Source organism: Curtobacterium sp. MCBA15_001 (genome assembly GCF_001864835.1).
Taxonomy (GTDB): domain Bacteria; phylum Actinomycetota; class Actinomycetes; order Actinomycetales; family Microbacteriaceae; genus Curtobacterium.
Genome location: NZ_MJGI01000027.1, coordinates 24868 through 51551, shown reverse-complemented (window position 1 = coordinate 51551; position 26684 = coordinate 24868). Strand labels below are relative to the sequence as shown.

Annotated in this window: 31 protein-coding genes; 16 read left to right on the top strand and 15 right to left on the bottom strand. The window is 73.2% G+C overall.

Annotation, left to right across the window (positions count from 1 at the left end):
• Positions 1 to 43 precede the first annotated feature (43 nt).
• Complete coding sequence (locus BIU90_RS16180) at positions 44 to 652, top strand: hypothetical protein (protein ID WP_071301271.1); 609 nt, start codon at positions 44 to 46, stop codon at positions 650 to 652.
• Here BIU90_RS16180 and BIU90_RS16175 read toward each other — a convergent pair.
• On the bottom strand, positions 633 to 4190 hold the full coding sequence (locus BIU90_RS16175; protein WP_071301270.1) for a bifunctional proline dehydrogenase/L-glutamate gamma-semialdehyde dehydrogenase: 3558 nt from the start codon (positions 4188 to 4190) through the stop codon (positions 633 to 635). The two genes, BIU90_RS16180 and BIU90_RS16175, sit on opposite strands and share 20 nt — an antisense overlap.
• 115 nt (positions 4191 to 4305) lie before the next feature.
• On the opposite strand from BIU90_RS16175, the gene BIU90_RS16170 reads away from it, so the two are divergent.
• A complete protein-coding gene (locus tag BIU90_RS16170) occupies positions 4306 to 4770 on the top strand; it encodes a MarR family winged helix-turn-helix transcriptional regulator (RefSeq protein WP_071301269.1) in 465 nt (154 codons plus the stop codon).
• A 21-nt stretch (positions 4771 to 4791) separates the two neighbouring features.
• Here the strand turns inward: BIU90_RS16170 and BIU90_RS16165 are convergent, their stop codons facing one another.
• Positions 4792 to 5742, bottom strand: coding sequence for a DNA-3-methyladenine glycosylase (locus BIU90_RS16165; RefSeq protein ID WP_071301268.1), 951 nt, complete (start codon positions 5740 to 5742; stop codon positions 4792 to 4794).
• Positions 5743 to 5785: 43 nt separating this feature from the next.
• On the opposite strand from BIU90_RS16165, the gene BIU90_RS16160 reads away from it, so the two are divergent.
• From BIU90_RS16160 to BIU90_RS16145, 4 genes are all read left to right on the top strand, one after another.
• Complete coding sequence (locus BIU90_RS16160; RefSeq protein WP_071301267.1) at positions 5786 to 6814, top strand: 6-phosphofructokinase; 1029 nt, start codon at positions 5786 to 5788, stop codon at positions 6812 to 6814.
• A gap of 26 nt (positions 6815 to 6840) precedes the next feature.
• The gene (locus BIU90_RS16155; RefSeq protein ID WP_071301266.1) at positions 6841 to 7818 is read left to right on the top strand and encodes an MDR family oxidoreductase; all 978 of its coding nucleotides are present in this window, start codon (positions 6841 to 6843) and stop codon (positions 7816 to 7818) included.
• A gap of 84 nt (positions 7819 to 7902) precedes the next feature.
• Entirely contained in the window at positions 7903 to 8568 is a 666-nt protein-coding gene (locus BIU90_RS16150; protein WP_139195323.1) for a GntR family transcriptional regulator, read from the top strand.
• On the top strand, positions 8569 to 9369 hold the full coding sequence (locus tag BIU90_RS16145; RefSeq protein ID WP_071301264.1) for an ABC transporter ATP-binding protein: 801 nt from the start codon (positions 8569 to 8571) through the stop codon (positions 9367 to 9369).
• A gap of 280 nt (positions 9370 to 9649) precedes the next feature.
• Here BIU90_RS16145 and BIU90_RS16140 read toward each other — a convergent pair whose 3' ends face one another.
• From BIU90_RS16140 to hemE, 12 genes are all read right to left on the bottom strand, one after another.
• Entirely contained in the window at positions 9650 to 10111 is a 462-nt protein-coding gene (locus tag BIU90_RS16140; RefSeq protein ID WP_071301263.1) for a DIP1984 family protein, read from the bottom strand.
• A gap of 74 nt (positions 10112 to 10185) precedes the next feature.
• Complete coding sequence (hemL, locus tag BIU90_RS16135; protein WP_071301262.1) at positions 10186 to 11538, bottom strand: glutamate-1-semialdehyde 2,1-aminomutase; 1353 nt, start codon at positions 11536 to 11538, stop codon at positions 10186 to 10188.
• On the bottom strand, positions 11535 to 12590 hold the full coding sequence (gene hemB / locus BIU90_RS16130; RefSeq protein ID WP_302847399.1) for a porphobilinogen synthase: 1056 nt from the start codon (positions 12588 to 12590) through the stop codon (positions 11535 to 11537). Before hemB ends, hemL begins: the two co-directional genes overlap by 4 nt.
• A complete protein-coding gene (locus tag BIU90_RS16125) occupies positions 12587 to 13363 on the bottom strand; it encodes a uroporphyrinogen-III synthase (protein ID WP_071301261.1) in 777 nt (258 codons plus the stop codon). Before BIU90_RS16125 ends, hemB begins: the two co-directional genes overlap by 4 nt.
• Before the next feature lie 35 nt (positions 13364 to 13398).
• A complete protein-coding gene (gene hemC, locus BIU90_RS16120; RefSeq protein WP_071301496.1) occupies positions 13399 to 14337 on the bottom strand; it encodes a hydroxymethylbilane synthase in 939 nt (312 codons plus the stop codon).
• 65 nt (positions 14338 to 14402) lie between these two features.
• Positions 14403 to 15638: a ferrochelatase gene (locus BIU90_RS16115; protein WP_083404028.1), complete on the bottom strand. Its 1236-nt coding sequence runs from the start codon at positions 15636 to 15638 to the stop codon at positions 14403 to 14405.
• The gene (gene hemQ, locus BIU90_RS16110; protein ID WP_071301260.1) at positions 15635 to 16366 is read right to left on the bottom strand and encodes a hydrogen peroxide-dependent heme synthase; all 732 of its coding nucleotides are present in this window, start codon (positions 16364 to 16366) and stop codon (positions 15635 to 15637) included. Before hemQ ends, BIU90_RS16115 begins: the two co-directional genes overlap by 4 nt.
• 103 nt (positions 16367 to 16469) lie before the next feature.
• A complete protein-coding gene (locus BIU90_RS16105; protein ID WP_071301259.1) occupies positions 16470 to 16706 on the bottom strand; it encodes a DUF3618 domain-containing protein in 237 nt (78 codons plus the stop codon).
• Between the two features lie 41 nt (positions 16707 to 16747).
• On the bottom strand, positions 16748 to 17206 hold the full coding sequence (locus BIU90_RS16100) for a phage holin family protein (protein ID WP_071301258.1): 459 nt from the start codon (positions 17204 to 17206) through the stop codon (positions 16748 to 16750).
• Positions 17203 to 17457 carry a hypothetical protein gene (locus BIU90_RS16095; protein ID WP_071301257.1) on the bottom strand — a complete coding sequence of 85 codons (255 nt, stop codon included), beginning with the start codon at positions 17455 to 17457 and terminating at the stop codon, positions 17203 to 17205. Before BIU90_RS16095 ends, BIU90_RS16100 begins: the two co-directional genes overlap by 4 nt.
• Before the next feature lie 95 nt (positions 17458 to 17552).
• On the bottom strand, positions 17553 to 18869 hold the full coding sequence (locus BIU90_RS16090; protein ID WP_071301256.1) for an NAD(P)/FAD-dependent oxidoreductase: 1317 nt from the start codon (positions 18867 to 18869) through the stop codon (positions 17553 to 17555).
• Positions 18866 to 19978 (bottom strand): uroporphyrinogen decarboxylase, encoded by a 1113-nt coding sequence (gene hemE, locus BIU90_RS16085; protein WP_071301255.1) that lies wholly within the window; start codon positions 19976 to 19978, stop codon positions 18866 to 18868. Before hemE ends, BIU90_RS16090 begins: the two co-directional genes overlap by 4 nt.
• Positions 19979 to 20030: 52 nt before the next feature.
• Here hemE and BIU90_RS16080 point away from each other — a divergent pair, with 52 nt between their 5' ends.
• Together BIU90_RS16080 and BIU90_RS16075 are read left to right on the top strand one after the other, a co-directional pair.
• The gene (locus tag BIU90_RS16080; RefSeq protein ID WP_071301494.1) at positions 20031 to 21347 is read left to right on the top strand and encodes a glutamyl-tRNA reductase; all 1317 of its coding nucleotides are present in this window, start codon (positions 20031 to 20033) and stop codon (positions 21345 to 21347) included.
• A gap of 20 nt (positions 21348 to 21367) precedes the next feature.
• Positions 21368 to 21802 (top strand): NUDIX domain-containing protein, encoded by a 435-nt coding sequence (locus BIU90_RS16075; RefSeq protein ID WP_254787088.1) that lies wholly within the window; start codon positions 21368 to 21370, stop codon positions 21800 to 21802.
• Here the strand turns inward: BIU90_RS16075 and BIU90_RS16070 are convergent.
• Positions 21799 to 22095: a hypothetical protein gene (locus tag BIU90_RS16070; RefSeq protein ID WP_071301254.1), complete on the bottom strand. Its 297-nt coding sequence runs from the start codon at positions 22093 to 22095 to the stop codon at positions 21799 to 21801. The genes BIU90_RS16075 and BIU90_RS16070 overlap by 4 nt on opposite strands.
• A gap of 112 nt (positions 22096 to 22207) precedes the next feature.
• Here BIU90_RS16070 and BIU90_RS16065 point away from each other — a divergent pair, with 112 nt between their 5' ends.
• The 8 genes from BIU90_RS16065 to BIU90_RS16030 all read left to right on the top strand — a co-directional run bounded on the left by BIU90_RS16065 (position 22208) and on the right by BIU90_RS16030 (position 26646).
• Positions 22208 to 22879, top strand: coding sequence for a DUF4232 domain-containing protein (locus BIU90_RS16065; protein WP_071301253.1), 672 nt, complete (start codon positions 22208 to 22210; stop codon positions 22877 to 22879).
• Between the two features lie 48 nt (positions 22880 to 22927).
• Entirely contained in the window at positions 22928 to 24124 is a 1197-nt protein-coding gene (locus BIU90_RS16060; RefSeq protein ID WP_071301252.1) for a helix-turn-helix domain-containing protein, read from the top strand.
• A gap of 160 nt (positions 24125 to 24284) precedes the next feature.
• Positions 24285 to 24734, top strand: coding sequence for an Asp23/Gls24 family envelope stress response protein (locus BIU90_RS16055; RefSeq protein ID WP_071301251.1), 450 nt, complete (start codon positions 24285 to 24287; stop codon positions 24732 to 24734).
• A complete protein-coding gene (locus BIU90_RS16050; protein ID WP_071301250.1) occupies positions 24731 to 24922 on the top strand; it encodes a DUF2273 domain-containing protein in 192 nt (63 codons plus the stop codon). The genes BIU90_RS16055 and BIU90_RS16050 overlap by 4 nt, the downstream gene beginning before the upstream one ends.
• A complete protein-coding gene (locus BIU90_RS16045) occupies positions 24919 to 25233 on the top strand; it encodes a hypothetical protein (RefSeq protein WP_071301249.1) in 315 nt (104 codons plus the stop codon). Before BIU90_RS16050 ends, BIU90_RS16045 begins: the two co-directional genes overlap by 4 nt.
• 8 nt (positions 25234 to 25241) lie before the next feature.
• Positions 25242 to 25817 (top strand): DUF6286 domain-containing protein, encoded by a 576-nt coding sequence (locus tag BIU90_RS16040; protein ID WP_071301248.1) that lies wholly within the window; start codon positions 25242 to 25244, stop codon positions 25815 to 25817.
• Complete coding sequence (locus tag BIU90_RS16035; RefSeq protein WP_071301247.1) at positions 25814 to 26377, top strand: hypothetical protein; 564 nt, start codon at positions 25814 to 25816, stop codon at positions 26375 to 26377. The genes BIU90_RS16040 and BIU90_RS16035 overlap by 4 nt, the downstream gene beginning before the upstream one ends.
• A gap of 95 nt (positions 26378 to 26472) precedes the next feature.
• Complete coding sequence (locus tag BIU90_RS16030; RefSeq protein ID WP_071301246.1) at positions 26473 to 26646, top strand: CsbD family protein; 174 nt, start codon at positions 26473 to 26475, stop codon at positions 26644 to 26646.
• Positions 26647 to 26684 lie beyond the last annotated feature (38 nt).

The window sequence follows — 26684 nt, the reverse complement described above, 5'->3', positions numbered from 1 at the left end:
CACCGAACTGCACGATCCTCACGGACGGCTGAGAGGGTGGGGCATGACCGACTGGCGGACCACACTGCTCGACCGCATCCGCGACTGGCCGACGGTGCTCGCGGCGGAGCCGTACGGGTCCGTCGTCACGGGCGAGGTCGACGTCTGGAGTGACCTCGACGTCCGCGTGGTCGCCCGCGGTCCGCTCGACGTCGAGGAGCTGCTGGGTACGCGGCTCTGGGCGTGGCAGCAGGCCGACGACGGCGCGCAGCTCCGACTGCTGACCGACGACGGCCTCTTCGTGGACCTGGCGCTCGACGGTGCCCCGATGGTGCTCCCACCGGCCCCGGTGGACCTGGCGGTGCGGTTCGACGCGGCGCTCGCGATGCTCCGGCTCGGGCGGGGCAATCGGCTGGTCGGCCTCCACCTGGTCCTGGGGGTCGCACGGGAGGCCCTGGTCACCTCCATGCGCACGGCCGACGCCGCCACGGGCACCGTCCACCACCGGCTCCCCACCGCCTGGGACGCGCGCGCCGACGAGGTCGCCGCCCTGTGCGCCGGCCCCCTCGGCCCGGAGACGGCACTGGCCGCCTACGAACTGGCCGCGCGCTGGGACGGCCGGCCCGCCGAGGCCGACGGGCTGCGAGCACTCCTCAGACGCGCAGGTCGGTGAAGTCGGCGTCGGGTTCGCCGAACCGGTGCGCGGTGATCGACACCGTCTGCTCGCGCAGGTAGGGCAGCATCTCGATCAGCCCGGCCTCGACCACCGGTGCCGCGAAGACCGCGACGTCGATGCTCGCGCCGAGCGCTTCCTCGAGCGCCAGGGGGTCGCCCCCGAGGAGCCGGATCCGGGCCCCGGGTCCGCCGAACACCGTGTGCCGCGGCCGGTCCTGCCCCTGGGACAGCACGGCATCGAGGGCGTCCTCGGGCTCGTCGGTCGGGTTCGACCAGTTCTCCTGGAAGAGCGCCCCCGACGCTGCTCGACGCAGGAACTCGTCGTCCGACTCGACCAGGTGGTCGACGACGTCGAGCGGGGACCGCCCTGCGGCGAGCAGCTGCGTCAGGGGACCGGGCAGCGGGCGCGAGGTGCTGAGCAGCAGGTGCGCACGACTGGCCGTGGCGGCGACGAGCGCGCGGACGAGGTCGCCGCTCGATGCGTCCTGGGCCTGCCGCAGGATGACCGACTGCGGCCGCCAGCGCAGCACGTTCCGCTCGAGGACCAGCCCGGCGGGGTCGCGCGAGCGCCCGAACTCGTCCGCCCGGGCCTGCACGTCGCTGGTGGCCCCGGCGCGGACCTGGTCGAACTCCTCGAAGGACAGACCACTGCGGGCAGCCTCGATCACCGCGGTCACGCGCTGGGACAACCCGTGCAGCTGGATGCTGCGGTGGACCTTGCGGGTCACCGGCTCCCACCGGCCGAGGGTCGCGACGGACATGGACCCGTCGGGCTTCGTGCCGGTCCCGACCGCGGACCGCTTCCACCCGCCGACGGGGCTGCGTCCGACGACCGCGCCGGTCGTACCGCGGTTGACGACGAGGCTGCCGGCGCGGACGCGCTGGAGCCACTCGCCGACCTCGTCCGTGTCGAGCGAGTGGATGCCCGCCACCAGGCCGTGGTCGGTGCCGTTCTGGATCGCGATCGCGTCGTCCAGGGTCTCGGCGTGCATGATGCCGAGCACCGGCACGGCGCGGTCGGTCCGGTGGTGCTCGCTGCCCGGACGGACACCGTCGCGGATCCCCGGGGACCACAGGCGTCCGGAGTCGTCGAGCGGGACGGGCTGCACGAGCCAGGACTCCCCCGGGGCGAGCTCGGTGAGCGCGGCGAGGAGCGGACCCGTCGGTTCGGCGACGAGCGGGCCCATCTGCGCGGTCGGGTCGTCCGGCCACGCCACACGGATCGTCCGGGTCGCGTCGACCAACTGCTGCCGGAAGCGCTCGCTGTCGGCCAGGGACCCGACGAGCACCACGAGCGAGGTCGCGTCGGGGCGTTGCCCGGCCTGCGCGAACGCCGAGCGCACGACGTCGTGGACGGCCAGGTCGACGTCGGCCGAGGGCGTCACGACGATGGCGTTCGTGCCGCCGGTCGCGGCGGTCAGGGGCAGGCCCGCACGCCACCACGTGAAGGAGCGTGCGGTGTCGGCAGCGCCTGCGAACAGGATCCGGTCGACGGCGGCGTGGGCGATGAGCTGCCGGCCGAGGACGTCCTCGTCCAGGTCGACGAGCTGGAGCAGGGAGTGCGGGACCCCGGCGTCCCGGAGCACGTCCGCGACCACGGCGGCCGACCGCCTGGCCTGGGGTGCGGGCTTGAGGAGCACCCCGCTGCCCGCGGCGAGCGCCGCCAGGACGCCGCTCGCCGGACCGGACACGGGCTCGGTCCACGGCGGCACGACGACGGTCAGCCGCGGCGGCACGAAGGTCGCACCGGTGACGTCGACGAGGTGCCGCGCACGGTCGGCGGCATGGTGCGCGAGGTCGACGGCGCGGCTGACGTCGGCATCGGCCTCGGCGAGGGTGGTGCCCGTCTCGGCGACGGCGACCTCGACCAGGTCGGCACGGCGCGCCTCGAGCTCGTGGCCGATGAGCTCGAGGAGCTCGGCCCGGTCGACCGGGTCCTGGCGTCCCCAGTTGAGTCCGGCCTGGGCGGTGCTGCGGACGATCCGCTCGAGCTTGGTCCGGTCGAGGACCCGCGACCCGCGCACGGTCTGTGCGCCGAGCTGCGAGCGGGGCACACGCCGGAGCACGTCCGCCGCCCACTCGCGGTTGGCCGGGGTCGTGGGATCGGTGACCGGGGCGTTCCGGAACGCGTCGCGCGGGATCGGGTCTCCCGGGGACAGCCGACGGTCCTGCGTGCGGTTGGTCGCCGGGACCGGTGTGTCGAGCGCGTCGACGGCGGCGAGCCAGCGGGCGTGCTGCAGGTCGAAGACGGCCGGGTCGTCGTCGATCGCGAACGCGGCGGCCATGGAGCCCTCGGTGCTGGCGTGCTCCTGCAGGCGGCGTACCAGGTACCCGATGGCGGAGCGGAAGTCGTCCGGGTGCACGACGGGGGTGGCGAGCACGACGGGCCCGACGTCGGTGCGGACGGCATCGAGGTGCTTCGCCGTCATGCCGAGCAGCATCGCGACCTGGACCGCGTCGGTGACCCCGCGGCGCTGCGCGAGCACCCACGCGGTCGCCAGGTCGAACAGGTTGTGCCCGGCGACCTCGACCCGGACCGCGTCGGTGCGCTCCGGCGTGAGCGCGGCGTCGAGCATGCGCAGGTACGCCGTGTCGGTCTCGCGCTTGCTGCCCCAGGTCGCGAGCGGCCAGTCGTGCAGGACCGCGTCGACCCGTTCGGCGGGGAGGTGCGCGCCCTTCACCAGGCGCACGGTGATCGGTGCCCCGCCAGCCGCACGGCGCTGCAGTGCCCACCGGGTCAGGGACTCGAGCGCCCCGGCGCTGTCGGGCAGGTACGCCTGCAGGACGATCCCGGCGTGCAGGCCGTGGAACTCGGGGCGTTCGAGCAGGGTGCGGAACACGGCGACGCTGACGTCGAGGTCGCCGTGCTCGTCGACGTCGAGCGTGATCGTCTTGGGCTCCGGTCCGGAGGCGGCCAGGCGGAACAGCGGGACCAGCCGGTCGACGGCGCGGGCGACGGTGGCGTCGAACGCCCACGGCGCGGGCTGTGGCAGGACCGTGCCGACGGCGATCGAGACGCGGTCGACGTCGTCGCGTGCCAGCAGCTCGGTCGTCGCCTGCAGCCGCCGGTCGCTCTCCGCGCTGCCGAGCACGGGGCCGCCGAGCAGGCTGACGTCGAGCCGGGTGCCGTCGGCGCGGAGCTTCGTGAGTGCGGGCCCGAGCTTGGTGGGCGCGGCGTCGACGACCAGGTGGCCGGTCATCCGACGCAGGATCCGCCGCGCGGTGGGGATGACGGCCCACGGCGCCATCGTGGCGAAGCCGCCGCCCAGGGACACGGCGCCGCGCAGGTACCAGGCGAGCGCGTCCGGCACGCCCTGGCTGAGCTGTTCGAGGTGCCGGGCAGCGACACGCGGGTCCTCGGGCCGGATCACGCGGTCGATGAACCCGAGCGTGAAGTCGAGCCCCGCGTCGTCCTGCAGGACCTCGGCCAGGCGTGCCGCACCGGGGTCGGGCTTGACGCCCGCGGACGCCGCGATCCACCGGCGCACGAGGGCGGTGGCGTCGTCGGTGCAGTCCTTCAGGCGGGCGCTCGGCATGCTCTGATCGTAGGCGGCGCCGCCGACGCGACCTCGGAGCGCGCCGAGTGTGCGCCAAGAGACAGCGCGGTGTCAGCGTCGCGCCCGCCGGGTCCTGCATGGATACGCTGTGGGGATGCCGAACCAGGGGGCTGACCGTCACGACTGGGCGACGTGGGACGCCTACCACGACGTCTGGCGGCGCCTCGACCGCGCCCTCGACCACGCCGTGCAGCAGGGGGCGGGCATCTCGATCCCGGAGTTCGAGATCCTGATCGGCCTGCACCGGCAGCCCGACCACCGGCTGCGCGTCCGCGACGTCGCGGCGGGCATCGGCTGGGAGAAGTCCCGCGTCAGCCACCAGGTCACCCGGATGGTGTCGCGGGGACTCGTCGCGCGGGCTGACTGCCCGACCGACGGCCGCGGCAGCTGGGTCGTGATGACCACCGACGGTCGGCGTGCGGTGCTCGCCGGCATCCGCGCGCACACCGCGGCACTCGAGCAGCTGTTCTGGAGGCCCGTGGCCGACGACGCAGACACGCTGCGGTCCGTCAGCGCCCGGGTCCAGGTCGCGCTCGGCCCGACCGACCCGGGCCTGTAGGCCCGCGCTGCGGCACGGGTGTCAGTGCCCGCGGTGGTCCTGGATCGTCATGCGGGGACCGAACGCCGGCTTGCGGAACCCGCTGCCGCCGATCAACCGGACGATCCGCTCCCGGTGCCCCCGCCAGGGTTCGAGCAGCTCGAGCATGCCGTCGTCGTCCACCGGGCCACCCGTCAGCGCCCACCCGACCAGTGCCGGGACGTGGTAGTCCCCGACGCTCGGCGCGTCCGGGTCGCCGTGCGCCCGCTGTGCGGTCTCGGCCGCTGTCCACTTCCCGATGCCGGGCACGGACTGCAGTCGCGCGGACACCACCGCGCCACCACGACCGAGCGTGAGGGTCCGTTCGAGTGCCGGCGCGACCTTGACGGCCCGCATCACGGTGGCCGACCGCCCCGGTTCGATGCCGGCGCGGTGCCACTCCCAGCTCGGCACGCGGGCCCACTCCGCCGGGGTCGGCGGGACGATCATGCCCTCGGGCGCGGGGCCCGGGGCCGGGGTGCCGTAGCGGCGGAGCAGGTACCGCCACGCCCCCCACGCCTGGCGCGAGGTGACCTTCTGCTCGAGGATCGCCGGCACGAGCATCGCCACGACCGTGTTCGTGCGGCACAGCCGGAGCCCGGGCTGTCGGTGCAGGGCGTCCCGCAGGAAGGCGTCCGCGGAGACGTCGAGGTCGGACCAGTCGTCGCCGCGGCCGACCAGGTCCGGTCCGTGCTGGACGGCCCACGCGGCGCCGTCCCCCCACGCCGAGATCGCGATCGTGTCGCCCGCCTGCCGGACCGCCACCGACGCCGGGCCCTCCGGCGTCCGCAGCGCGAGCCACACGTCCGACCCGACCACGCGGAAGGCGGGGTCGCCGGAGCCGCGCTGCAGGGGCCGGAGCGTCGCGCGGACGTCCACCGGGCCTCCAGGACGCCACACGGTGTCGTGCCGGACGTCCCCTGACGGACGCGGGGCGAGACGGACCTGGGGCATGACAGGGATGGTAAGCGAAACCACCGTCCGACAAGATGGGGGCATGCGCATCGGCATCCTCACCTCCGGCGGCGACTGCCCCGGCCTCAACGCAGTCATCCGGGCCGCGGTCCTCAAGGGCATCGCGATCCACGGGTACGAGTTCGTCGGGTTCCGGGACGGCTGGCGCGGCGTGGTGGAGGGCGACATCGTCCCGCTCGGCCGCAAGGACATCCAGGGCATCGCCAAGCAGGGCGGCACCATCCTCGGCACCAGCCGCACGAACCCGTTCGAGGGCGAGAAGGGCGGCGTGGAGAACATCCAGCGCGTGCTCGAGCGTCACGGCATCGACGCCGTGATCGCGATCGGTGGCGAGGGCACCCTGGCCGCCGCCAAGCGCCTGACGGACGCGGGCCTGAAGATCGTCGGCGTGCCGAAGACCGTCGACAACGACCTCGGCGCCACCGACTACACGTTCGGCTTCGACACCGCCGTCGAGATCGCGACCGAGGCGATGGACCGCCTGCGCACCACCGGTGAGTCGCACTCCCGCTGCATGGTGGCCGAGGTGATGGGCCGGCACGTGGGGTGGATCGCGCTGCAGTCCGGCATGGCCGCGGGCGCGCACGCGATCCTGATCCCGGAGCAGAAGACGTCGCTCGAGCAGATCGCGTCGTGGGTGCGGTCGGCCTACGACCGTGGGCGGGCGCCGCTCGTCGTCGTCGCCGAGGGCTTCGTCCCCGACCACGAGGACAACGCGCACTCCGAGCGCGGGCTCGACGCGTTCGGCCGGCCGCGGCTCGGCGGGATCGGCGAGCGCCTGGCACCGCTGATCGAGGAGATGACGGGCATCGAGACCCGTGCGACCACACTCGGTCACATCCAGCGCGGCGGCACGCCGACGGCCTACGACCGGGTGCTGTCGACCCGGCTCGGGCTGGCCGCCGTCGACTCGGTGGTCGAGGAACGCTGGGGGCGCATGGTCGCGCTCCGGGGAACGGAGATCGTGCACGTCTCGTTCGAGGATGCGCTGGGCGAGCTGAAGACGGTGCCGCAGTCGCGGTTCGACGAGGCCGCCATCCTGTTCGGCTAACGCCAGGCGCGGGTAGCGTTCGGCGCGTGACCCGCGCCGTCCTCGTCTCCAGTTCCACCGCCCCCGCCGTCGCGTCGATCGACGTGCCGGACCCCGGCGAGGGCGAAGCCCTCGTCGACGTCGCGTACTCCAGCGTCAACTACAAGGACGGGCTCGCCCTCGCGCGCGATCCCGGCGTCGCCCGGACCGACCCGCTCGTCCCGGGCATCGACGTCGTCGGGACGGTCGCCGCGCTGGGCCCCGGCGTGCACGACGTCCGGATCGGCGACCGGGTCGTGCTGAACGGCGCCGGCGCGGGCGAGTCCCGCCACGGCGGCTGGGCGGAGCGGGCCGTCGCGCCGTCGGGGTCCCTCGTCGTGCTGCCGGACGGCGTCTCGGAGGACTTCGCCGCGGCCATCGGCACCGCGGGCTTCACCGCGGCGCTCAGCGTCCTCGCCCTGGCGCGCTTCGTCGACCCCACAGACGGCCCGGTCCTGGTCACCGGCTCGTCCGGCGGCGTCGGCTCGGTCGCGATCCCGCTGCTGGCCGGACGCGGGTACCGGGTCACCGCGTCGACGGGCCGACCGGCGAACGCGGACGCGCTCCGGACGCTCGGCGCGTCCGACGTCGTCGACCGGGCAGCCCTGGCCGACCGCGGACGTCCGATGCAGAAGGCCACCTGGGCCGGCGCGGTGGACAGCGTCGGCGGCGCGACCCTGGCGAACCTGCTCGCGAGCACGCGCTGGGGCGGAGCCGTGACGGCGTGCGGGCTGGCGCAGGACGTCGAGCTCCACACGACGGTCCTGCCGTTCATCCTGCGCGGGGTGTCCCTGCTCGGGATCAACTCCGTGGACGCACCGCTCGACCTGCGCCGTCGCGCCTGGGACCTGCTGGCCGAGGAGCTCGACCCGGCACTGCTCGCCGGGGTCACCCGCACGGTGAGCCTGAGCGAGGCGATCGCCGTCGGGCCCGAGGTCGTCGCCGGGCGCGTGCACGGCCGGACGATCGTCGACGTGCGCCGGTGAGCCGCGTACTGTATTTCACAAACGGTTGCACATCAACACGTTAGGATCGGCATGTCAAACACACACTGCTGAGTGGAGTTCGTGATGCCCGTTCCCAAGTCCTCCGTCGAGACCTCGCCGCGCAAGCTCCTGCGTGACGTCGTCCTCGAGAAGATGCTCGCCGCGATCCAGGACGGCACGCTGCAGGCCGGCGAGCGCCTGAACGACGACGAGCTGGTGCAGTGGCTCGGGGTCTCACGCACGCCGATCCGCGAGGCGATCGCCAAGCTGGTCGACTACGGCCTGGTCGAGATGGAGGCCAACCGCTACACGCGGGTCGCCACCCCCGACCCCAAGCAGTTCGACGAGGTCCTCGAGGTCTACTACGGCATCGGCGAACTGGCCGTGCGCCTGGCGGTGCCGAAGCTCGACGACGCCGGTCGCAAGCGCGCGCTGGCCATCATCGAGACCCTCGGCGCCCAGGTCGCCGCCGAGGACCACGCGGCCTTCCGCACCCTCGACAGCCTGCTGCTCTTCATGGTCGAGCAGACCGAGAACGAGCTGCTGAAGAAGGTCAGCGAATCGCTGATCACTCGCACCCAGTTCGTCATGCTGGCCGCCCCGGAACAGATGTACTGGGACGCCGGCGCCGGACTCGACACGTTCGCCGCGACGGTGCGGAACGGTGACGGCGAAGCAGCCGCCGCGGTCCTGCGTGGCATGGGTGGCGCCCTCGCGGCACACATGGCCGAGCTGCGCGCGAAGGCCTAGATGCCGGGCGACGTCCTCGTCCGAGCGGCCGGCGTCCGGGTCACCCGGTCCGGCCGCGACCTCGTGCACGACGTCGACCTGACGATCCGGCGCGGCGAACACTGGGCGTTGCTCGGGCCGAACGGCGCCGGCAAGTCCACCCTGCTGACGGTGCTCGGCGCGACCGGGCACCCGTCAGCGGGGACGGTCGACGTGCTCGGGCACCGCCTGGGCCGCGTCGACGTCCGCGCGCTCCGCGAGCACATCGGGCACGTCGACCCCCGCCACCGGATGCAGTCCCCGCTGAGCGTCACCGAAACCGTGCTGACCGGACTCACCGGCACGACCGACCTGATGCTGCGGTGGGAGCCGTCCGCCGCGGACCTGGCCCGCGCCGCCGAGCTGGTCGCCGACGTGGGGCTCTCCGCCCGCCGGGACGCCCGGTGGCCGGTGCTGTCCCAAGGCGAACGCGGCCGGACGCTCATCGCCCGCGCCCTGATGCCCGACCCGGAGCTCCTCCTGCTGGACGAGCCGGCGACCGGCCTGGACGTCGCGGCCCGCGAGCACCTGCTCGACACCGTCGACGCCCTGCGCCGGCGACACCCGGACCTCGGGAGCGTGATGGTGACCCACCACCTCGAGGACCTGCCGACCTCGACCACCCACGCCATGCTCCTGCGCGACGGCGCGGTCGTCGCCCAGGGGCCCGCGGCGACGGTGATCACCTCGGAGGCGGTGTCGCACGCGTTCGACTTCCCGCTGACGATCGCGCGGACCGACGGCCGCTGGCACGCCCGACGAGCGGCAGCGACCGCACGCTGACGCCCCCGGGCTGACAGCCCCCAGCGCGGCGCTGACGGCCGCGGCGCTGCCAGGCCCCGGAGGCGCGGTGCTGTCCCCTGTCCCGCCCTCGGCGGCGCGGTCGGTACGTGGTGATGCGACGTGCTCTGTGCACCGTCACCGGTGCGCGGTGCTGGGCATGCAATGTGCACGGCCTGCACCACGACGCCGCCCACGGCGCCTCCAGAGGACCGGGTTGCCCGCCGGTCCGTCGGGTCCGTACCCGCCCCGGTCCGCCTACCGACGCACCGCGCTCCCGTTCTCACTGCACCAGCGTCACCGCCCAGTTCGTCCGCTGGATGACGGCGTCCAGGTCACGCAGCTCCTTCGCCAGGCGGTCCGCGCGTGCACGCAGCTCGGCGGTGGGCAGCGCGGCGAACGTCCGGAGCTCGCTGCGCATCTGTCGCCAGCCGCCCTGCCCCGATGCCGCGTCCGCCGCACCGGTCACGACGATGTGCCGCAGGCGCAGCGCGTCACGGCGTGCGAGCAGGGCCGTCACCGTGGTGCCGTCCGGTAGCAGGGTCGCAGAGTTCGTCGCGTTGATCCGGGCGACCAGGACCTCGAGGGCGTCGATGGTCCGCTCGGCGTCGGTCAGCAGCGCCGCCGCGTCCTCCTGCGGTTCCTCGCCCTCCTGGTAACGAGCGTTGCTGGCGATCCGGCCGCGCAGCTGCTCGACCCGCTTCTGCAGGTCGGCGCGTTCGATGAGCGCTTCGGCGAGTTGCATGCCCCCATCGAACCAGCGGACGGGAGGATCGGCTCGGCTCCGGCGCCGATCTCCCGTCCGTCGTCAGCGCGGGCCTACGGCGTCGCGGCCGCGGCTGCGCGCGCGGCAGCGGGCAGCGCCTGCAGCACCCGGTCGACGGCGCGGTCGTCGTGCGCCGCGGTGACGAACCAGGCCTCGAACACGCTGGGCGGCAGCGTGACGCCGGCGTCGAGCATCGCGTGGAAGAACGGCGCGTACCGCCAGGTCTCCTGCGCGCGGACGTCGTCGTAGTTGCGCGGCGCCGTGTCGGTGAACGCGAACGAGAACAGGTTGCCCGCACGCTGCACCGTGTGCTCCACGCCCGCTGCGCTCAGCGCCTCGCTCGTCGCGGTCGAGATCACCGAGGCCGTGCGGTCCAACGACTCGTACACGGCCGGGGTCGCGTGCCGGAGCGTGGCGATGCCGGCGGCCACGGCGAGCGGGTTCCCGGACAGGGTGCCGGCCTGGTAGACGGGGCCGAGCGGGGCGAGGAAGTCCATCACCTCGCGACGGCCGCCGAGCGCTGCCAGGGGCATGCCGCCGCCGATGACCTTGCCGAAGGTCACCAGGTCGGGCTTCCACCCGGCACCGTCGGGCACCGTGCGCGAGGCCTCGAGACCCCACCACCCGGCCGACCCGACACGGAACCCGGTCAGGACCTCGTCGACGATGAGCAGCGCGCCCTGCGCCTTCGTGATCTGCGCCAGGGCGCGGTTGAACCCACGGTCGGGTGCCAGCACGCCCATGTTCGCCGCGGCGGCCTCGACGATCACGGCCGCGATCCGCTCGGAGTGGGTGTCGAACGCCGCACGGACGGCGTCGAGGTCGTTGTAGGGCAGCACGAGGGTCTGCGCCGCGGTCTCGGCCGTGATGCCGGCGCTGCCGGGCATCGCCAGGGTCGCGACGCCCGAACCGGCCTCGGCCAGCAGGGAGTCCGAGTGGCCGTGGTAGTGACCGGCGAACTTCACGAGCAGGTCACGACCGGTGTAGCCGCGCGCGAGACGGATCGCCGTCATCGTGGCCTCGGTCCCGGTGGAGACCATGCGGATCTTCTCGATCGGACCGTCCCCGTCGACCGACACCCGCTGCTTGACGAGTTCGGCGAGCTCGGTCTCGCCCGGGGTCGACGCCCCGAACGACAGCCCGCGCGCAGCGGCCTGCTGGACGGCCTCGACGGTGCCCGGGTGCGCGTGCCCGAGGATCGCGGGACCCCACGACGCCACCAGGTCGACGTACTCGCGGCCCTCGGCGTCCGTGACGTACGGACCCGTCGCCGACACCAGGAACCGGGGTGTGCCGCCGACGGAGCCGTAGGCGCGGACGGGCGAGTTCACCCCGCCGGGGATGCTGTTCTTCGCACGCCCGAACAGCTGGTCGTTCGTGGTGGAGGACGGGGCGGTGGTGGTCATTCGGGGGCCTTCCCGGTCGATGCGATGCCGGCGACGTCCGCAGTGGTGCCGGAGGTCCGGAGCCCGGCCTCGTCGTTGAGCTTCCGGGCGATGTCGACCGCGAAGTAGGTCAGGATCGCGTCGGCGCCGGCACGCTTGATGCCGACGAGCGACTCCATCGCGGCGGCGTCCCGGTCGATCCATCCGTTCTGGGCCGCCGCGGTGATCATCGCGTACTCGCCGGAGATCTGGTACGCCCACACCGGGACCGGCGAGGTCGCGGCGGTCTCGGCGAGGACGTCGAGGTAGCTCATCGCGGGCTTCACCATCACGATGTCCGCACCCTCGTCGACGTCGAGCGCGACCTCGCGCAGCCCCTGTCGACCGTTCGCTGCGTCGATCTGGTACGTCCGACGGTCCCCGACGAGCGATGACGACACGGCCTCGCGGAAGGGACCGTAGAACGCGCTCGCGTACTTGGCCGCGTAGGCCAGCAGCGCCGTGCCACTGTGCCCGGCGGTGTCGAGGGCGTCACGAGCGGCAGCGATCTGGCCGTCCATCATGCCGCTCAGGCAGACCAGCTCGGCGCCGGCCTCGGCCTGGGCGACGGCCATGTCCCGGTAGCGCAGCAGCGTGGCGTCGTTGTCGACCGACCCGTCGGCGGCCAGCACACCGCAGTGCCCGTGGTCGGTGAACTCGTCCAGGCACAGGTCGGACTGCACGACGAGCGCGTCGCCGACCTCGGCCTGCGCCACCCGGATCGCGACGTTGAGGATGCCGTCCGGGTCGGTCGCACCGGAGCCGGTCGCGTCCTTGGTCGAGGGGACGCCGAACAGGTTCACGCCGCCGATGCCCTGCTCGGCCGCCTGCACCAGGGCACGTCGGAACGAGTCGAGCGAGTGCTGCTGCACGCCCGGCATGCTCGAGATGTCGACGGCCTCCTTCGCGCCCTCGCGGATGAACATCGGCAGGACGAGCTCGGCGGGGTGCAGCCGGGTCTCGGCCACCAGACGTCGCATGGCGGGGGTCGCGCGCAGTCGTCGCGGGCGGACCTGGGGGAAGCGTCCGGTCACGGGAGGCCTTCCTGTTCGGGAGTGGATGGGTCGAGGGCCACGACGACGGCGTCGAGGAGGGCTTCAGCGGAACGGGCGGACCCGATCACGTGGACGGGGAGTCCGACGGCACGGGCGTCCGCGGCGGTCCCGGGGCCGATGCAGGCCACGACGGTGCCAGGGTCGAGCGGGGCCATCCGACGGGCGACCTGTCGTGCGACGCTGCCGCTCGTCACGAGCACCGCGTCCGGGACGACGTCCGGCAGCACGGGGCCGTCGCCGGTCCCCACGGTACGGTACGCGACCGGGTCCTCGACGTCGATCCCGCGGGCGCGGAGTCCGTCGACCAGGGTGGCGGGCGCGATCTCGGAGCGGGGGAACAGGACGGTTGCGGCCGTGTCCGGCAGCGCGGCGACGAGTCCGGCCGCCGAGGCGTCGTCCGGCACCAGGTCCACGCTCCAGCCAGCGGCGCGCGCGGCGCGGGCGGTCGGCTCGCCGACCGCCGCCACCCGCAGTCCGGACGGGAGGCTCGGCACCTGCCCGGCGAGCACCGTCACGGTGGTCGCACTGGTCACCACGAGCCAGGCGTACCCACCTGACCGCGGGCCGGCTCCTGCCGGGGCCGCACCGGGACTCCCGTCCGTCACACCGGCCGTCAGTCGGTCCAGCGCGCGGTCCAGGGGACCCGGGTCGAGCGGCGGCTCGGTGGCGATGAGCGGCACGATCCGTGGGTCGAGTCCGCGCGCCCGGGCCGCCGCGGCCACGCGCTCGCCCCAGTCGCCACCACGGGGGATGACGACGACGGGCGGGCGCGTGTCCGTGACGGGACCTACTTCACGCTGTCGGCGAGGTCGGCGAGGTCACCCGCACCGTTCTCGAGCAGTTCCGCGGCGACGCGACCGCCGACCTCGAGCGCCTCGGCCAGGCGGTCCTGCGGCGAGCCGTCGAGCACCGCGGCGTGCGACGCCGTGCGGTACTCGGAGCCGTCCGGGCGGTAGACCGTGGCGGACACCAGCAGCATCTCGGCGTCGACGATGGCCGTCGCACCGATCGGCGCCGAGCAGCCAGCCTCGAGCTTCGCCAGGACCTCGCGCTCGGCGGAGACCGTCAGGCGGGTCGGGGCGTGCTCGATCTTGCGGAGCGCGGCGAGCAGGTTCCGATCAGTCTCATCGGCCCGGATCTCGATGGCCAGGGTGCCCTGACCCGGCGCGCTCGGCCAGAAGCCGAGGTCGAGCAGCTCCGTCGCCTCGGCCAGCCGGTCGATGCGGCCGAGCCCGGCGGCGGCGAGCACGACGGCGTCCAGGTCGTCCTGCACCCGGCCGAGCCGGGTGTCGATGTTGCCGCGGATGTCCACGACGTCGAGGTCGGGACGCTTCGCCTTGAGCTGCGCGACGCGGCGGGGTGATCCCGTGCCGACCTTGGCGTGCTCGGGCAGGGTGTCGATCGTGGCGGCGTTGCGGGCGACCAGGACGTCGCGGGCGTCAGCGCGCTTGGGGACCGCCGCGATGGTCAGGCCCGCGTACGGCGCGGTCGGCAGGTCCTTGAGCGAGTGGACGAGCACATCGACCTCGCCCGCGACCAGGGCCTCGCGCAGGGCGCTGGCGAAGACGCCGGTCCCGCCGAGGCTGGCCAGCGACGCCCGGTTCGTGTCGCCCTCGCTGGTCACCGTGACCAGTTCCACCGGACGGCCGGACGCCTTCGCCAGGCGGTCGGCCACGTCCTGGGACTGGGCGACCGCCAGGCGGCTGGCGCGGGTGCCGAGCCGGATCGGGCGGACGGCGTCGCGGTCGGCGGCGGCAGCCGGGTCGGGGGCGGCGGCCGGGTCGGGGGCGGTCACGGGGCGACGCCGGCCGCGGCCGGCTTGAACCCGGCGCGCTCGTTCTCGCAGCACCCCGGACGGCAGACGTCGTACCAGGGACCGATGTCGGTCAGGTGCGGACGCTCGGCCTTGGACAGGCCGTTCACCCGCTCGAGCACCAGGTCGACGAGCCCGGAGACGTACGCGGGGTCGACGCCCGGCGTCTGGGTGCGGAGCGACCAGAAGCCGAGCTCCCCCGCGGTCTCGGTGGCTTCCTCGTCGAGGTCCCACATGACCTCCATGTGGTCGCTCACGAAGCCGAGCGGCACGATGAGCACGGCGCGGGTCGGACCGCCCTTGAGCTCGTCGTTCAGGAAGTCGTTGATGTCGGGCTCGAGCCACGGCTGCGACGGAGGGCCGGAGCGCGACTGGTAGACGAGCTTCCACGCCGGCTTGCTCGTGCCCTGCAGGTGGGCGTGCTCGGGCTGCTCGAGCAGCTCGGACCAGGCCTGGTCGAGGACGACCTGCGCCACGGCTTCGTGCTGGGCGGCGTACGCACCACCGTCGCCGAACCCGCGGAAGTCCGGCCCGGACTTGGCGGCGTCCGAGGACGGGATCGAGTGCGTGGAGAAGAGGACGTGCAGCTCGGTGGCCACGTCGAGCCCGTCGTTCTCGGCGATCGCGCGGGCCATGCCGTCGCGGACACCGTCGACGAACGGCCGCACGAACCCCGGGTGGTCGAAGAACTGCCGGACCTTGTCGATCTGGATCGTGTCGATCAGCCCCGTGGCGTCGAGCACGCGGGCGTAGTCCTCGCGGTACTGGCGGCAGCTGGAGAACGACGAGTAGGCGCTGGTCGCGATGGCGATGAGCTTCGTGTAGCCCTTGTCGGCGGCGTCCGTGAAGGCGTCCTCGAGGTACGGCGCCCAGTTCCGGTTGCCCCACAGCACCGGCAGGTCGATCCCGCGGCTGGCGAGTTCGGCTTCGAGCGCTGCCTTGAGTGCCCGGTTCTGCGCGTTGATCGGGCTGACGCCGCCGAAGTGCCGGTAGTGGTGGGCGACTTCTTCGAGGCGCTCGTCCGGGATGCCACGGCCGCGCGTGACGTTGCGCAGGAAGGGGATGACGTCGTCCTGGCCCTCGGGTCCACCGAAGCCGGCGAGCAGGATCGCGTCGTACGCGGTCGGGGTCTCGACGTGCTCGGGTCCGCTCGCCGCCGCCGGGGTGGCGGCGAGGACGGGCTGGCCGTTGGTGATCAGGCTGGTGTCGGTCACGACAGGATCTCCGGGAGCTCGGTGGTCGTCACACGACGACCGGTGTAGAAGGGCACTTCTTCGCGCACGTGCATGCGGGCCTCGGTGTAGCGGAGGTCGCGCATCAGGTCGACGAGGTCGACCAGGTCGGGGCTCTCGAGCGGCAGGATCCACTCGTAGTCACCGAGGGCGAACGACGCGATCGTGTTCGTCAGGACCCGACGGTACTTGGCACCGGCGACACCGTGGTCGCGCAGCATCTTCGAGCGCTCGTCCTCGGGCAGCAGGTACCACTCGTACGACCGGACGAACGGGTACACCGTGATCCAGGCCTCGGGGTCCTTGCCGCGCAGGAACGCGGGCGTGTGGCGCTTGTTGAACTCGGCTTCGCGGTGCATGGCCATGGCGTGCCACACCGGCTCGGCGTCCTGGAACAGCCCGGTCCGACGGATCGCGCGCAGGACGGACTGGATCGCCTGGGCGTCGTCGCCGTGCAGCCAGATCATCACGTCGGCGTCGGCGCGGAAGCCGGAGACGTCGTAGAAGCCGCGGATCGTCACGCCCCGCTCGGCAGCGGCGGCGACGACGGCGTCCAGCTCGGCCACCGCGTCGTCGCCGACGGGGTGGACGGCTCCGAGCGGCCGACGGAACACCGCCCACAGCGCGTAGGCCGTGAGCAGGTTCGGGTCGATGCCGGCGTCGGGTGTGGTCTCGTGAGCGTCGTGCGTCGTGGGCTCGGTGGAGCTCATGGGGTCCATTGTCCTATCGGTTGCGCAGAACGGATTCGCCGGTTCCGCGTCCGATGGGCACCTGACCGGCGAGCGCCCTGACCGCGCGTCCGGTGACCCGGACCTACCGCCGTCGGAGCACCGTCACGACGATACCCCCGACGACCACCACGCCCGCTGCGAGACCGGCCAGGTACGGGGGACGCTTCTCGAGCACGCCACGCTTGACCTTCGAGGCGGCGATCCCGAGCTGCTTGGGCACGTTGAGCTTGTCCTCGATCGCGTCGAGGGTGTCGAACAACTGCGCGCGGGTCGTCGCGACGTCGTCGGCGAGCCGGTCGTGCGGGTGCTGGTCGGTCACTGGTCCTCCGTGGGTGGTGCTGTCGGCGTGACGCGAGAGCGTCAGAACCGACCGCCGACGTCCGGCTTGCGGGACGCGTACTGGTTCTCGGGCGTGGGCTTCTTGCCGAGGCCCTTGACCGCGTTGATGTCGTTCTTGACGCTGTCGATCGTTCGCTTCGGCGTGATCGGCAGTCCCTTCTTGAACCGCTTCCAGCCGACGAGCCCGAGGATGCCCGCGACGATCAGCATCACGACGGCGAGCAGCAGGGCCGCCAGCCACGCCGGCATCACGGTCGCCAGCCCCATCACCGCAGCGGTCAGCAGGACGCCGATCGCGTAGAGCACGATGACGAGGGCGACCACGAGGAGCGCCGCGGCGATCGCGAAGACCTTCGCCTTCCCCGTCAGCTCGGCCTTGAGCAGGGCGATCTCGCCCTTGACCAGGTTCTTGACGAGCTGGGGGACGTCACCGACGAGACCGAAGAGCGATCGCGGCTTCCGGTCACGGGTGTCGGTCATGAGGTCGCGGCGTCCTTCTTCTGGCCGACCTTGCGGACGACCTTCTTCGTCTGCTCACCGACGAACTCGGCGACGTCCGGCGTCTTGTCGGCGACGAACTCCTCGACGTTGTGGACGCCCTTCTGGACGCCGTTGCTGTTCCAGATCTTGCCGCTGACGGTCTTGATCTGCTCGTACCGCGCCCGTCCGGCTCGCGATCCCAGGACGTACCCGAGTGCTGCGCCGGCGACGAACAGGAGCCTGCCTCGCATGGTTCCTCCGTGAGTTCAGTGTGCGGTGGTCATACGCCGAGCGGAATGTCTCGACGTGAAGACCAACAGTAGCCCTCGGGGGGTGCGCGGTCCGCTCAGGAACCCAGCAGGTCCTGGATGCGCGAACGGGTGGTGCCGACGATGCCGGCGAGCCCCCGCCCGTTCGCCGCCTCACCGATGCCGACCACGCCCTCCGCGAGACCGGCTCCGACCGTGTCCGGCCCGTGCCACCGCACGACGGCGGCACCCATGACCTGGGCAGGCGGGATCGGCACGCCGAGGAGTGCCGCCGCGTCGGTCGCGGCGCGCACGCCGGTCGCGTCCGTCGGGTCGACCGGGAGGCTCGTGCCCAGGTCCGCCACGTCGGCTGCGGGGGTGCGGTAGCTGAGCCGCAGGACGTGGCGCCCCTCGGCCGTCGCGGCCAGCCACGGCCACTTCGCGGTCGCGTGGGTGATCGCCTTCGCCCGCACCCCGGTGGCGTCCGGGTGGACGAGCACGCCCGTCCCACGGGGGCCTGAGTCCAGGGCCGGTTGGTCGACGACCAGGGTGACGAGCTCGATGCCGGCCGGGGTGGTCACCCGCTGGCGTTCGGGGTCCGGGACCGCCGCGACCACGTGGTCAGCCACCAGCCGCTCGGATGCCCCGTCCGGCCCGGTCACCGTCACCGCGGCACGCTCGATCGCGGTGGCGCGGGTGTGCAGCCGGACGTCGACGCCCCACGTGGCGAGGTCCGCCACGAGTTCGTCCACGAGCCGGACGATGCCGCCGCGGATGCCCTGGACGGCGGATCCGGCGGTGGCCCGTTCCCGCAGCGCGATGACCGCCCGGGCCAACGACCCCTCGCGCTGCAGCGCGGCGCGGAGCCCGGGTGCCACGCGGTCCGGGTCGAGGTCGTCCGGGTGCGTGGAGTGCACCCCTGCGACGACCGGTGTGACCAGGTCGTCGAGGACCGTCGCGCCCATCCTGGTCCGGACGAGCGCGCCGAGGGACTGCGCCCGCGCACCGATCGGCGACGGCAGCAGCGAGTCCATCTGCGCCCGGAAGGCCGCGCGCTGGCCGACGACGGCGATCACGTCGGCGGCCATCGGGGTACCCGGGATGCCGAGGAGCCCGGTCGCGGGCATCTTCGCCGTGCGGCCGTCGCGCGTCATCAGCCAGGCACCGCGGGGGTCCGGGTCGACCAGGTCGTTGCCGAGCCCGAGCTCGATCGCCAGGGTCGCCACGGCGTCGGTGCGGGTCGCGAACGAGTCGGCCGCCATGTCGAGGTCGATCCCGGCGACGGTGTGCCGCCTGACCATGCCCCCGAGCGCGCCCGAGGCCTCGACCAGGACGACGTGCACCCCGGCCTTCGCCAGGTCCCGTGCCGCGAGGAGGCCGGCGAACCCGCCACCGACGACGACCGCGTCCGTCACGCCGCGGCTCCGCTGCCGAGCCCGTGGACGAGCTCGACGACCCGGGTCAGGACGCTCGGGTCGGTCTCGGGCGGGACGCCGTGGCCGAGGTTCACCACGTGGGCACGGGCCGCACCGCCGCGCCGGACGACGTCGCGCACGTGGGCCTCGAGCACGTCCCACGGCGCCGACAGCATCGCCGGGTCGATGTTGCCCTGCACGGTGACGCCGTGGCCGACCCGCTCGACGGCCACGTCGAGCGGCAGGCGCCAGTCGACCCCGACCGCGTCGACGTGGGGCTGCCCGGACGCGTCGCCGAGGGTCGTCATGTCGCGCAGGACCTCGCCGCTGCCGACGCCGAAGTGGATGCGCGGGACGCCGAGGTCGGCCACGTGGGACAGCGCCTCGGCCGAGTGCGGTGCCACGTGCTGCAGGTAGTCCGCACGCGAGAGCGACCCGACCCACGAGTCGAAGAGCTGCGCGGCCGAGGCGCCGGCGACGACCTGTGCGCGCAGGAACGCCCCCGACACCGACGCTGCCCAGGCCAGCAGACGCGACCAGGTCTCGGGGTCGCTGTGCATGAGGGTCCGGGCCCGGATGTGGTCCTTGGACGGGCCGCCCTCGACCAGGTAGGCGGCCAGGGTGAAGGGGGCTCCGGCGAACCCGATCAGCGGCGTCGACCCGAGTTCCGCGACGGTCCGGGCGACGGCTTCGTGGATGGGGGCCAGGGCCGCGGGGTCGAGCTCGTGCAGGGCGTCGACGTCGGCGGGCGTGCGGATCGGCGACGCGAGCACCGGACCGCGGCCGGGCACGATCTCGACGTCGACCCCGGCGAGCCTGATCGGCACGACGATGTCGCTGAAGAAGATGCCCGCGTCGACCCCGTGTCGCCGGACCGGCTGCAGCGTGATCTCCGACGCCATCGCCGGGTCCAGGCACGCGTCGAGCATCGCGGTGCCGACGCGCAGGTCGCGGTACTCGGGGAGCGAACGCCCGGCCTGTCGCATGAACCAGACCGGCAGGGTCTCGGGGCGGTCACCCCGCAGCGCCCGGACCAGCGCGGATCCGGCGGTGCGCCCGTCGGCCAGCGGGTGCGTGGGCGGGAGGGCGGAGGTGGGTGCATCGGTCACCCGTTGATTCTCGCAGCAGCGACTGTCGGACATGCGCGGTACCATCGAGTACGTGCTCATCTGTCTCACGGCGTCGCATCGCAACGCCAGCTTCGACCTCCTGGAGCGACTGAGCATCGGCGCCCCCGCGGCCGCCTCCCACCTGGTCACCGACTCGGACGTCCTCGACGGCGCCGTCGTCCTGGCCACCTGCAACCGGTTCGAGGCCTACCTCGACATCGCGGGCGACGACAGCGACGCCGCCGTGGCCACCACGGTCGAGGCCGTCGCCACCGCCAGCGGCCTGAGCGGCACGGACGTGCTCGACTCGGTCACCGTGCTCGACGGCAAGGACGTCGTCCAGCACCTGTTCGCCGTGTCCAGCGGGCTCGAGTCCGTGGTGATCGGCGAGACCGAGATCTCCGGGCAGGTCCGTCGGTCGCTCGAGGACGCCCGCGCCAACGGCACCACCACCTCGGACCTCGAACGGCTCTTCCAGGAAGCCGCACACACGTCGCGCGGCGTGAAGACCCGCACCCGCATCGGCGCCGCGGGGCGCTCGCTCGTGCGCCTCGGGCTCGAACTCGCGTCGTCCCGTGTGACCGACTGGGGTCGGGCGCACGTGCTGCTGGTCGGGACGGGCAGCTACGCCGCCACCACGATCGCCGCACTGCGCGACCGCGGCGCCCAGCGCATCCAGGTCTTCTCGCCCTCGGGTCGCGCGGCGTGGTTCGCCACGAAGCACGACCTGGTCGCCGCGCACGACCTGCGCCAGGCGATCGCCTCGAGCGACGTCGTGATCACCTGCACGTCGAGCGAGCTTCCCGTCATCGGCGCCGACGACCTGGACGACGGCGCACGGCGCATCGTCATCGACCTCGGCCTGCCGCGGAACGTCGACCCCGATGCCGCGCAGGTGAACGGGGTCGAACTGCTCGACCTCGAGACGATCAGCATCCACGCACCGGTGGCCGAGCTCAACGCCGAGTCCGAGGCCCGCGCGATGGTCGACGACGCGGTGTCGCGCTTCCGGGCCCAAGCGCTGGAGCAGTCGACCACCCCGGCGCTCGTCGCGTTCCGCAAGCACGTGTTCGGCATCCTCGACGACGAGATCGAGCGCTCGACGCGGCGCGGCGACGTCTCCCCCGAGGCCGCCGAGCAGACCGAGCGGGCCCTGCGGCACCTCGTCGGGGTGCTGCTGCACCGGCCGTCGGTGCGCGCGCGGGAGCTCGGCCGCGCCGGTCGTGGCGAGGAGTTCGTCGGCGCCCTCGACGCGCTGTACGGCGTCCGGCCGGAAGCGGAGTCGGTGGCGGACGTCGCCGCCCCGGTCGTCCCGTTGTCGGACCGGACCGCCTGCCCGCGCGACGACACCGCTGCGGACGCCAGCTGAGCCTCCCGGCCGACCTGCCGTTGCTGCAGGTCAGCGCGCTGCTGCTCGTGCGGGACCGGCGCGTGCTCATGGTGCGTGCCCGCGGACGCGACGTCCTCTACCTGCCCGGCGGCAAGGTCGAACCCGGCGAGAGCGCGGTGCAGGCTGCGGTCCGCGAGGCCCACGAGGAGACCGGGCTGACGCTCACCGCCGCGGACCTCGATGAGTTCGCCGTGGTCACCGAGCCGGCGCACGGACAGGCGCCGGGCACGATCGTCAGGATGACGCTCTTCCTGGCGCGCGCACCGGGCGCCCTCGACGCCGCCCAGCCCGTCGCGTCGGCCGAGGTCGACGAGATCGAGTGGGTCACCGCGGACGACGCCGACCGGTGCCCACCCGCCGGCGTCGAGACCCTGCGGCTGCTGGTGCGGGCCGGACTGCTCGACGACCCGTCCGGCCCCGTGCCGCCCGGCTAGCCGTTCTCGGTGTCGTCGGTGCCGGCGCCGGAGTCGACGTAGTGGCCGACCTCGCCCGAGGGACGCGGTTCGTCCTCACCCGGGATGTCCGACTCGACGTACTCGCCGTCCGTGCCGGTGCTCGTCGGGACGGCTTCCCCGGGGATGTCGCTGCCGACGAACTCGCCGACCGGCTCGTCCGACTGCACCGTCGGTTCGCCCGGGATGTCGCTGTCCGTGAACGCCCCCGCGCGCGGCTCGACGCCGTCGGACCGGTCCGACTCGCCGCGGATCTGCTCGTGCTTCCCTGCCATGGTGGGTCCTCCCGGTCGGTGGGACGGCCACTGCGCCGTCCGATCGCGAGTGTGCTCGCGGTCCCTGTGTACCCCCTCGGACGTACCGCAGTGGAAGTGGTTTCCTGTCGGCATGCAGCTGAGCAGCAGACCGTTCGCCGTCGGAGCCGTCGCCCTCGTGGCGGTGGGGGTCCTGTCCGGGTGCTCCGCCGGCGGGACGACGGACAGCACACCGACGGCCACCGCCACGAGGACCGTGACCGCGACGCCGTCGGCACCGTCGTCGGCGCCGTCCTTGCCCGCGCCGTCCACGTCGGCGGGATCGTCGGCCTCCGGCGGTGACGCGGGCAGTGGCGCAACGGGCGGCCGGTGTGCGACCTCCGACATGACCGGGTCGATCGAGCCGGGCAGCGGCGGCGCGGCGGGGAGCGTGGTCGTGCACCTCGTGCTGACCAACACCGGCGCGACGAGCTGCACGCTGCAGGGCTGGCCCGGCGTCTCGTTCGTGGGTGGTGGCGACGGCGCCCAGATCGGCGCGGCCGCGACCCAGGACCAGGCCTCCGCGCACCCGACCGTCACGCTCGCCCCCGGGCAGGCCGCGGTCGCACCCCTGAAGATCGGGCAGGCGGGCAACTACAGCTCCGCCGACTGCGGCCCGCGGACACCGGACGGGTTCCGCGTGTACCCACCCGGGTCGAAGCAGTCGTTGTTCGTGCGGGACACCTCGTACCAGGCGTGCGCGGACAGCTCAGCCACACTGCTGTCCGTCGAGGCCCTCGTCCCCTCGGGGCAGGCGACCTCCTGACACCGGCCGGGCTGACCTCGTCCGGCGTGGGGATGTGAAGATGTCCTCGTGAGCACCTCGCCCGACAACGGTTTCCGCAAGGAGCGGTTCTCGGACGACGACGGCTCGGACTACGGCGCGATCTACCGGTCGGAGTACCACGGGTCGGACTTCGCGTCGGACACCTTCGTGACGCCGGGGACCCGCTACGAGTACCTGGTCATCGGCGACGACGACCTGTCCCTGCGCACCATGCGTGCCACCGGTGGTCGACGGACCGGCGTGATCGGCCCGCGCGAGGACCACGTGGTCTTCTGGTTGGCACAGGGGCACCTCGAGATGCACTTCGCGGACCGTGTGCGGGTCGTCCAGCCGGGTTCCCCCTACATCGCGTCCGCGTCGGAGGCCTACCGGTTCGAGTCCGAGGACACCGTCTACAACGGCGTGCACGTCGCCGACCGGTTCCTCCGCCGGGTCGGCCGCGAGCTGGGCTACCACCAGCCCGACGGGCCCCTGCTGTTCGAGCAGCAGGACGAGGTCATCGCCCGCCGGGAACCGCTCCGCCGGCTCATCCGCGAGCTCAGCCCGGCCCTCCTCGACGACCGCGTGCGAGGGGCCATGCGGACGGCGCTGAACCGGCGCCTCGCCGTGGTGGTCCTCGACACGTTCCCGCTGCGCGACCGCGGCGACGACGTCCCGGTCGCCAACCGCCTGCGCGACGCGATCCGCTTCATCGAGGTGCACGCCCGCGAGCGTCCACCGGTCCGGGCCATCGCCGACGCCGCGGGGCTGTCCGAACGGAGCCTGCAGGACGTGTTCGTCCGCACACTCGGTGTCACCCCGAGCCGGTTCCTGCGCGACCACCGTCTGGACGAGGCGCGTCGGGCCCTGTTGCACGGCGCCGGCGAGGGCGGCGTGGCCGACGTGGCGCGGACGTGGGGGTTCTCGAACCCGGGGCGCTTCGCCACGGCGTACCGGGAGCGCTACGCCGAGAGCCCAGGCGCCACGGTCCGAGCGGCACGGGGTCCCCGGCCCGACACCGGCGCCCTGTCGAACCGGGTCCGCACGGCCCTGGCGTTCATCGAGGACCACGCGGACGAACCCCTGACGGTCGAGCGCATCGCCGACGTCGCCGGGGTACGTCCGCGGCGGCTGCAGCAGCTGTTCCAGGCCGAGTGCGGCAGCAGCCCGATGGCCTGTGTCCGCCGTGCCCGTGCGGAACGTGCAGAGCGCAATGGCGTGGACGAAAAGCGCGCGGAATCCTGACCCGTCGGCCCGATGGGGGACAAGTCCCCCGCAATCGGGCCCGAGTCTGGCAGGTCCCTGGGAAGCATGACGGCCGCGTGACTTCTCTCTGAGTCAGCCCGTCTCATCCGTGAACAGCAACCGCTGGGAACACCCGGCGGGCACATCGGAAGGAGACCCCATGGCCGACACCACGAACACCCCCACCACCGCCACCACGGCGGCCCGCAGCCAGAACACCGGCCCCACCGCCGGCAAGACCGTCATCGACGACACCGTCGTCTCGAAGGTCGCCGGCATCGCCGCCCGTGAGGTCAACGGCGTGCACGGCCTCGGCGGCGGCGCGGCCCGTGCCATCGGCGCGATCCGCGACGCCATCGGCCAGCGTGACCTGGGCCAGGGCGTCAAGGTCGAGGTCGGCGAGAAGCAGGTCGCCGCCGACATCGTCATCGTCGCCGAGTACCCGGTGCCGCTGCAGCAGGTCGCCGACGGCGTCCGTTCCTCGGTCGCGCGTGCCCTCGAGACGATCGTCGGCATGGAGGTCGCCGAGGTCAACGTCACCGTCCAGGACGTCTTCATCCCGGGTGACGACGACGACGAGGACGACAAGAAGGAGTCGCGAGTCGCATGAGCAGCACATTCATCGGCGCCCTGATCGGCGCCATCCTGGCAGTCGTCGCACTGCAGTTCGGGTTCTGGGGCTTCGTCCTGGTCATCGTCTTCGGGGCGATCGGTGCGCTCGTCGCAGCGCTCGTCTCGGGCAAGATCGACCGCGGTGCCCTCACCGACGTGCTGACCGGACGCCGGAGCTCCCGGTGACCGGCGGCCCGGACGTCCCGGGCCGCGTCGAGATCACGGCGCGGGCCTTGACCTCGTGCGCCCGCGCCGTCGCCGCTGAGCGCCTCGGCGCTCCGGCCAAGCAGGTCCGCGTCGCCCTCGGCGACCACCGTGGCCTCCTCGCCCTCGACATCACGGGTCCGATCGCGGCGGTCGACGACATCGTCGGCCGCGCGACGGCCGCCGCGTCCGAGGTGAAGGACCGCGTGGGCGCCCTCACCGGCCGTCAGGTCGGCAGTGCCCACATCGAGCTGACCGGGATCGTGCGCGAGCGCGACACCCGAGTCCGGTAGGAGACATCATGAGCAGCAACAGCGTCGAGCGTCGCATCCGGCGCCGGAGCGTCCACCGCTCCCGGTCGACCGCGGTGTCGATCGCGCTCGTGGTCCTCGTCCTGGTCGCGGCCTGGATCGGCACCGAGTCCGTCCTGCGCGCCGTCGGCTCCCCGCCACTGCTGGCGGACCCGCAGACCGCCGTGGACACGGCCCTCCGCCCGGACGCCGCGTTCGTCACGATCGCCGAGGTGATCGCCGTCGTGCTCGTCGTCCTCGGCGTGGTCCTGGTCGTCCTGGCCCTCAAGCCCGGTCGACAGCACCGTTCCGCGGTGCCGCACGACCGCGGTGCCGTCGTCATCGACACCCGCATCATCGCGGCGACCGCGGCCAACGCCGCGAGCTCCGCAGCCGGTGTGCCCGAGGACAACACCTCCGCCACCTCGCGCGGCTCCAGCACCGAGGTCCGGGTCGTCCCGGTCTCCGGTGTGGCCGTCGACGAGGCGGCAGTCCGCTCCGCCGTCGAGGAACGCCTCGGTCGGCTCGACGAGCGCTTCGGCCGTCGCGTCAAGGTCCGGGTCGCAGAACAGGGGTCGCTGTCATGACGAAGAGCAACCGCACCATGAACCGCATCATCCTGTTCGTCCTCGGCCTGGTGGCCGTGCTCGTCGGACTCGCCATGGGCGCCGGCGTCCTGCCGGCCGTCCGCGACGCACTCAAGCCGACCGTCACGTTCCCGAATGCGGTCGACGTGCCCGCAGCTTCGCTGTGGATCGTCGCCGTGGTCTGCGCGGTCGTCATCGTCCTCTCGCTCATCTGGGTCTTCACCCGGGGCGGCGGCGGGACCTCGGTGGCCGTCCGCGAACGCTCGGGTGACGACGCCGTGACGGTCAACGTCGCGCTCGTCCGGGACGTCGTGGACCACGAGCTCAGCGGCGTCGGTGACGTCGTCAACGCCAAGGTCGACGTCTACCAGGTCCGCAAGCAGCGCGCCGCCCGCATCCGCGTCGCGGTCCGCCGTGGCGGCGACGCCGTCGCGGTGCTCGACGCCGTGGACCGTGCACTCGCCGTCCTCGACCGCACCCTCGGTCGGCCGGTCCCGGTGCTCGTGCACCTGACCGGCGGGACCCGCTCCGCGCTCGCGAAGTCGGTCCGCGTCCACTGACACCCGTCTGCGGAAGCACCACGGGCCTCCCGGCCCACCACCAACCAGCCATCAACACCACCGGGCTCCGGCCCGACCGACGGAAGGAACCCATCATGGGTCTCGACGACAAGATCAAGAACGCCGCACAGGACCTCGCCGGCAAGGCGAAGGAGGCCGTGGGCAACGCGACCCACGACGACTCCAAGGTCGCCGAGGGCAAGAAGGACCAGGCCGCCGCCAGCGCGAAGCAGACGGGCGAGGACGTCAAGGACGTCTTCAAGAACTAGGCAGCTGCAGTGACGACGACGGGGCATCCGGGATCGGG

What these genes read in the sequence shown, in the direction of transcription:
- BIU90_RS16140 (WP_071301263.1), bottom strand. Translation starts at nt 10,111, where the DNA reads ATGCAACTCGCCGAAGCGCTCATCGAACGCGCCGACCTGCAGAAGCGG.
- BIU90_RS16150 (WP_139195323.1), top strand. Translation starts at nt 7,903, where the DNA reads ATGCCCGTTCCCAAGTCCTCCGTCGAGACCTCGCCGCGCAAGCTCCTG.
- BIU90_RS16095 (WP_071301257.1), bottom strand. Translation starts at nt 17,457, where the DNA reads ATGCGAGGCAGGCTCCTGTTCGTCGCCGGCGCAGCACTCGGGTACGTC.
- BIU90_RS16145 (WP_071301264.1), top strand. Translation starts at nt 8,569, where the DNA reads ATGCCGGGCGACGTCCTCGTCCGAGCGGCCGGCGTCCGGGTCACCCGG.
- hemL (WP_071301262.1), bottom strand. Translation starts at nt 11,538, where the DNA reads ATGACCACCACCGCCCCGTCCTCCACCACGAACGACCAGCTGTTCGGG.
- BIU90_RS16180 (WP_071301271.1), top strand. Translation starts at nt 44, where the DNA reads ATGACCGACTGGCGGACCACACTGCTCGACCGCATCCGCGACTGGCCG.
- BIU90_RS16170 (WP_071301269.1), top strand. Translation starts at nt 4,306, where the DNA reads ATGCCGAACCAGGGGGCTGACCGTCACGACTGGGCGACGTGGGACGCC.
- BIU90_RS16160 (WP_071301267.1), top strand. Translation starts at nt 5,786, where the DNA reads ATGCGCATCGGCATCCTCACCTCCGGCGGCGACTGCCCCGGCCTCAAC.
- BIU90_RS16100 (WP_071301258.1), bottom strand. Translation starts at nt 17,206, where the DNA reads ATGACCGACACCCGTGACCGGAAGCCGCGATCGCTCTTCGGTCTCGTC.
- BIU90_RS16040 (WP_071301248.1), top strand. Translation starts at nt 25,242, where the DNA reads ATGAGCAGCAACAGCGTCGAGCGTCGCATCCGGCGCCGGAGCGTCCAC.
- BIU90_RS16070 (WP_071301254.1), bottom strand. Translation starts at nt 22,095, where the DNA reads ATGGCAGGGAAGCACGAGCAGATCCGCGGCGAGTCGGACCGGTCCGAC.
- BIU90_RS16050 (WP_071301250.1), top strand. Translation starts at nt 24,731, where the DNA reads ATGAGCAGCACATTCATCGGCGCCCTGATCGGCGCCATCCTGGCAGTC.
- BIU90_RS16030 (WP_071301246.1), top strand. Translation starts at nt 26,473, where the DNA reads ATGGGTCTCGACGACAAGATCAAGAACGCCGCACAGGACCTCGCCGGC.
- BIU90_RS16175 (WP_071301270.1), bottom strand. Translation starts at nt 4,190, where the DNA reads ATGCCGAGCGCCCGCCTGAAGGACTGCACCGACGACGCCACCGCCCTC.
- BIU90_RS16055 (WP_071301251.1), top strand. Translation starts at nt 24,285, where the DNA reads ATGGCCGACACCACGAACACCCCCACCACCGCCACCACGGCGGCCCGC.
- BIU90_RS16065 (WP_071301253.1), top strand. Translation starts at nt 22,208, where the DNA reads ATGCAGCTGAGCAGCAGACCGTTCGCCGTCGGAGCCGTCGCCCTCGTG.
- BIU90_RS16035 (WP_071301247.1), top strand. Translation starts at nt 25,814, where the DNA reads ATGACGAAGAGCAACCGCACCATGAACCGCATCATCCTGTTCGTCCTC.
- hemQ (WP_071301260.1), bottom strand. Translation starts at nt 16,366, where the DNA reads ATGAGCTCCACCGAGCCCACGACGCACGACGCTCACGAGACCACACCC.
- BIU90_RS16165 (WP_071301268.1), bottom strand. Translation starts at nt 5,742, where the DNA reads ATGCCCCAGGTCCGTCTCGCCCCGCGTCCGTCAGGGGACGTCCGGCAC.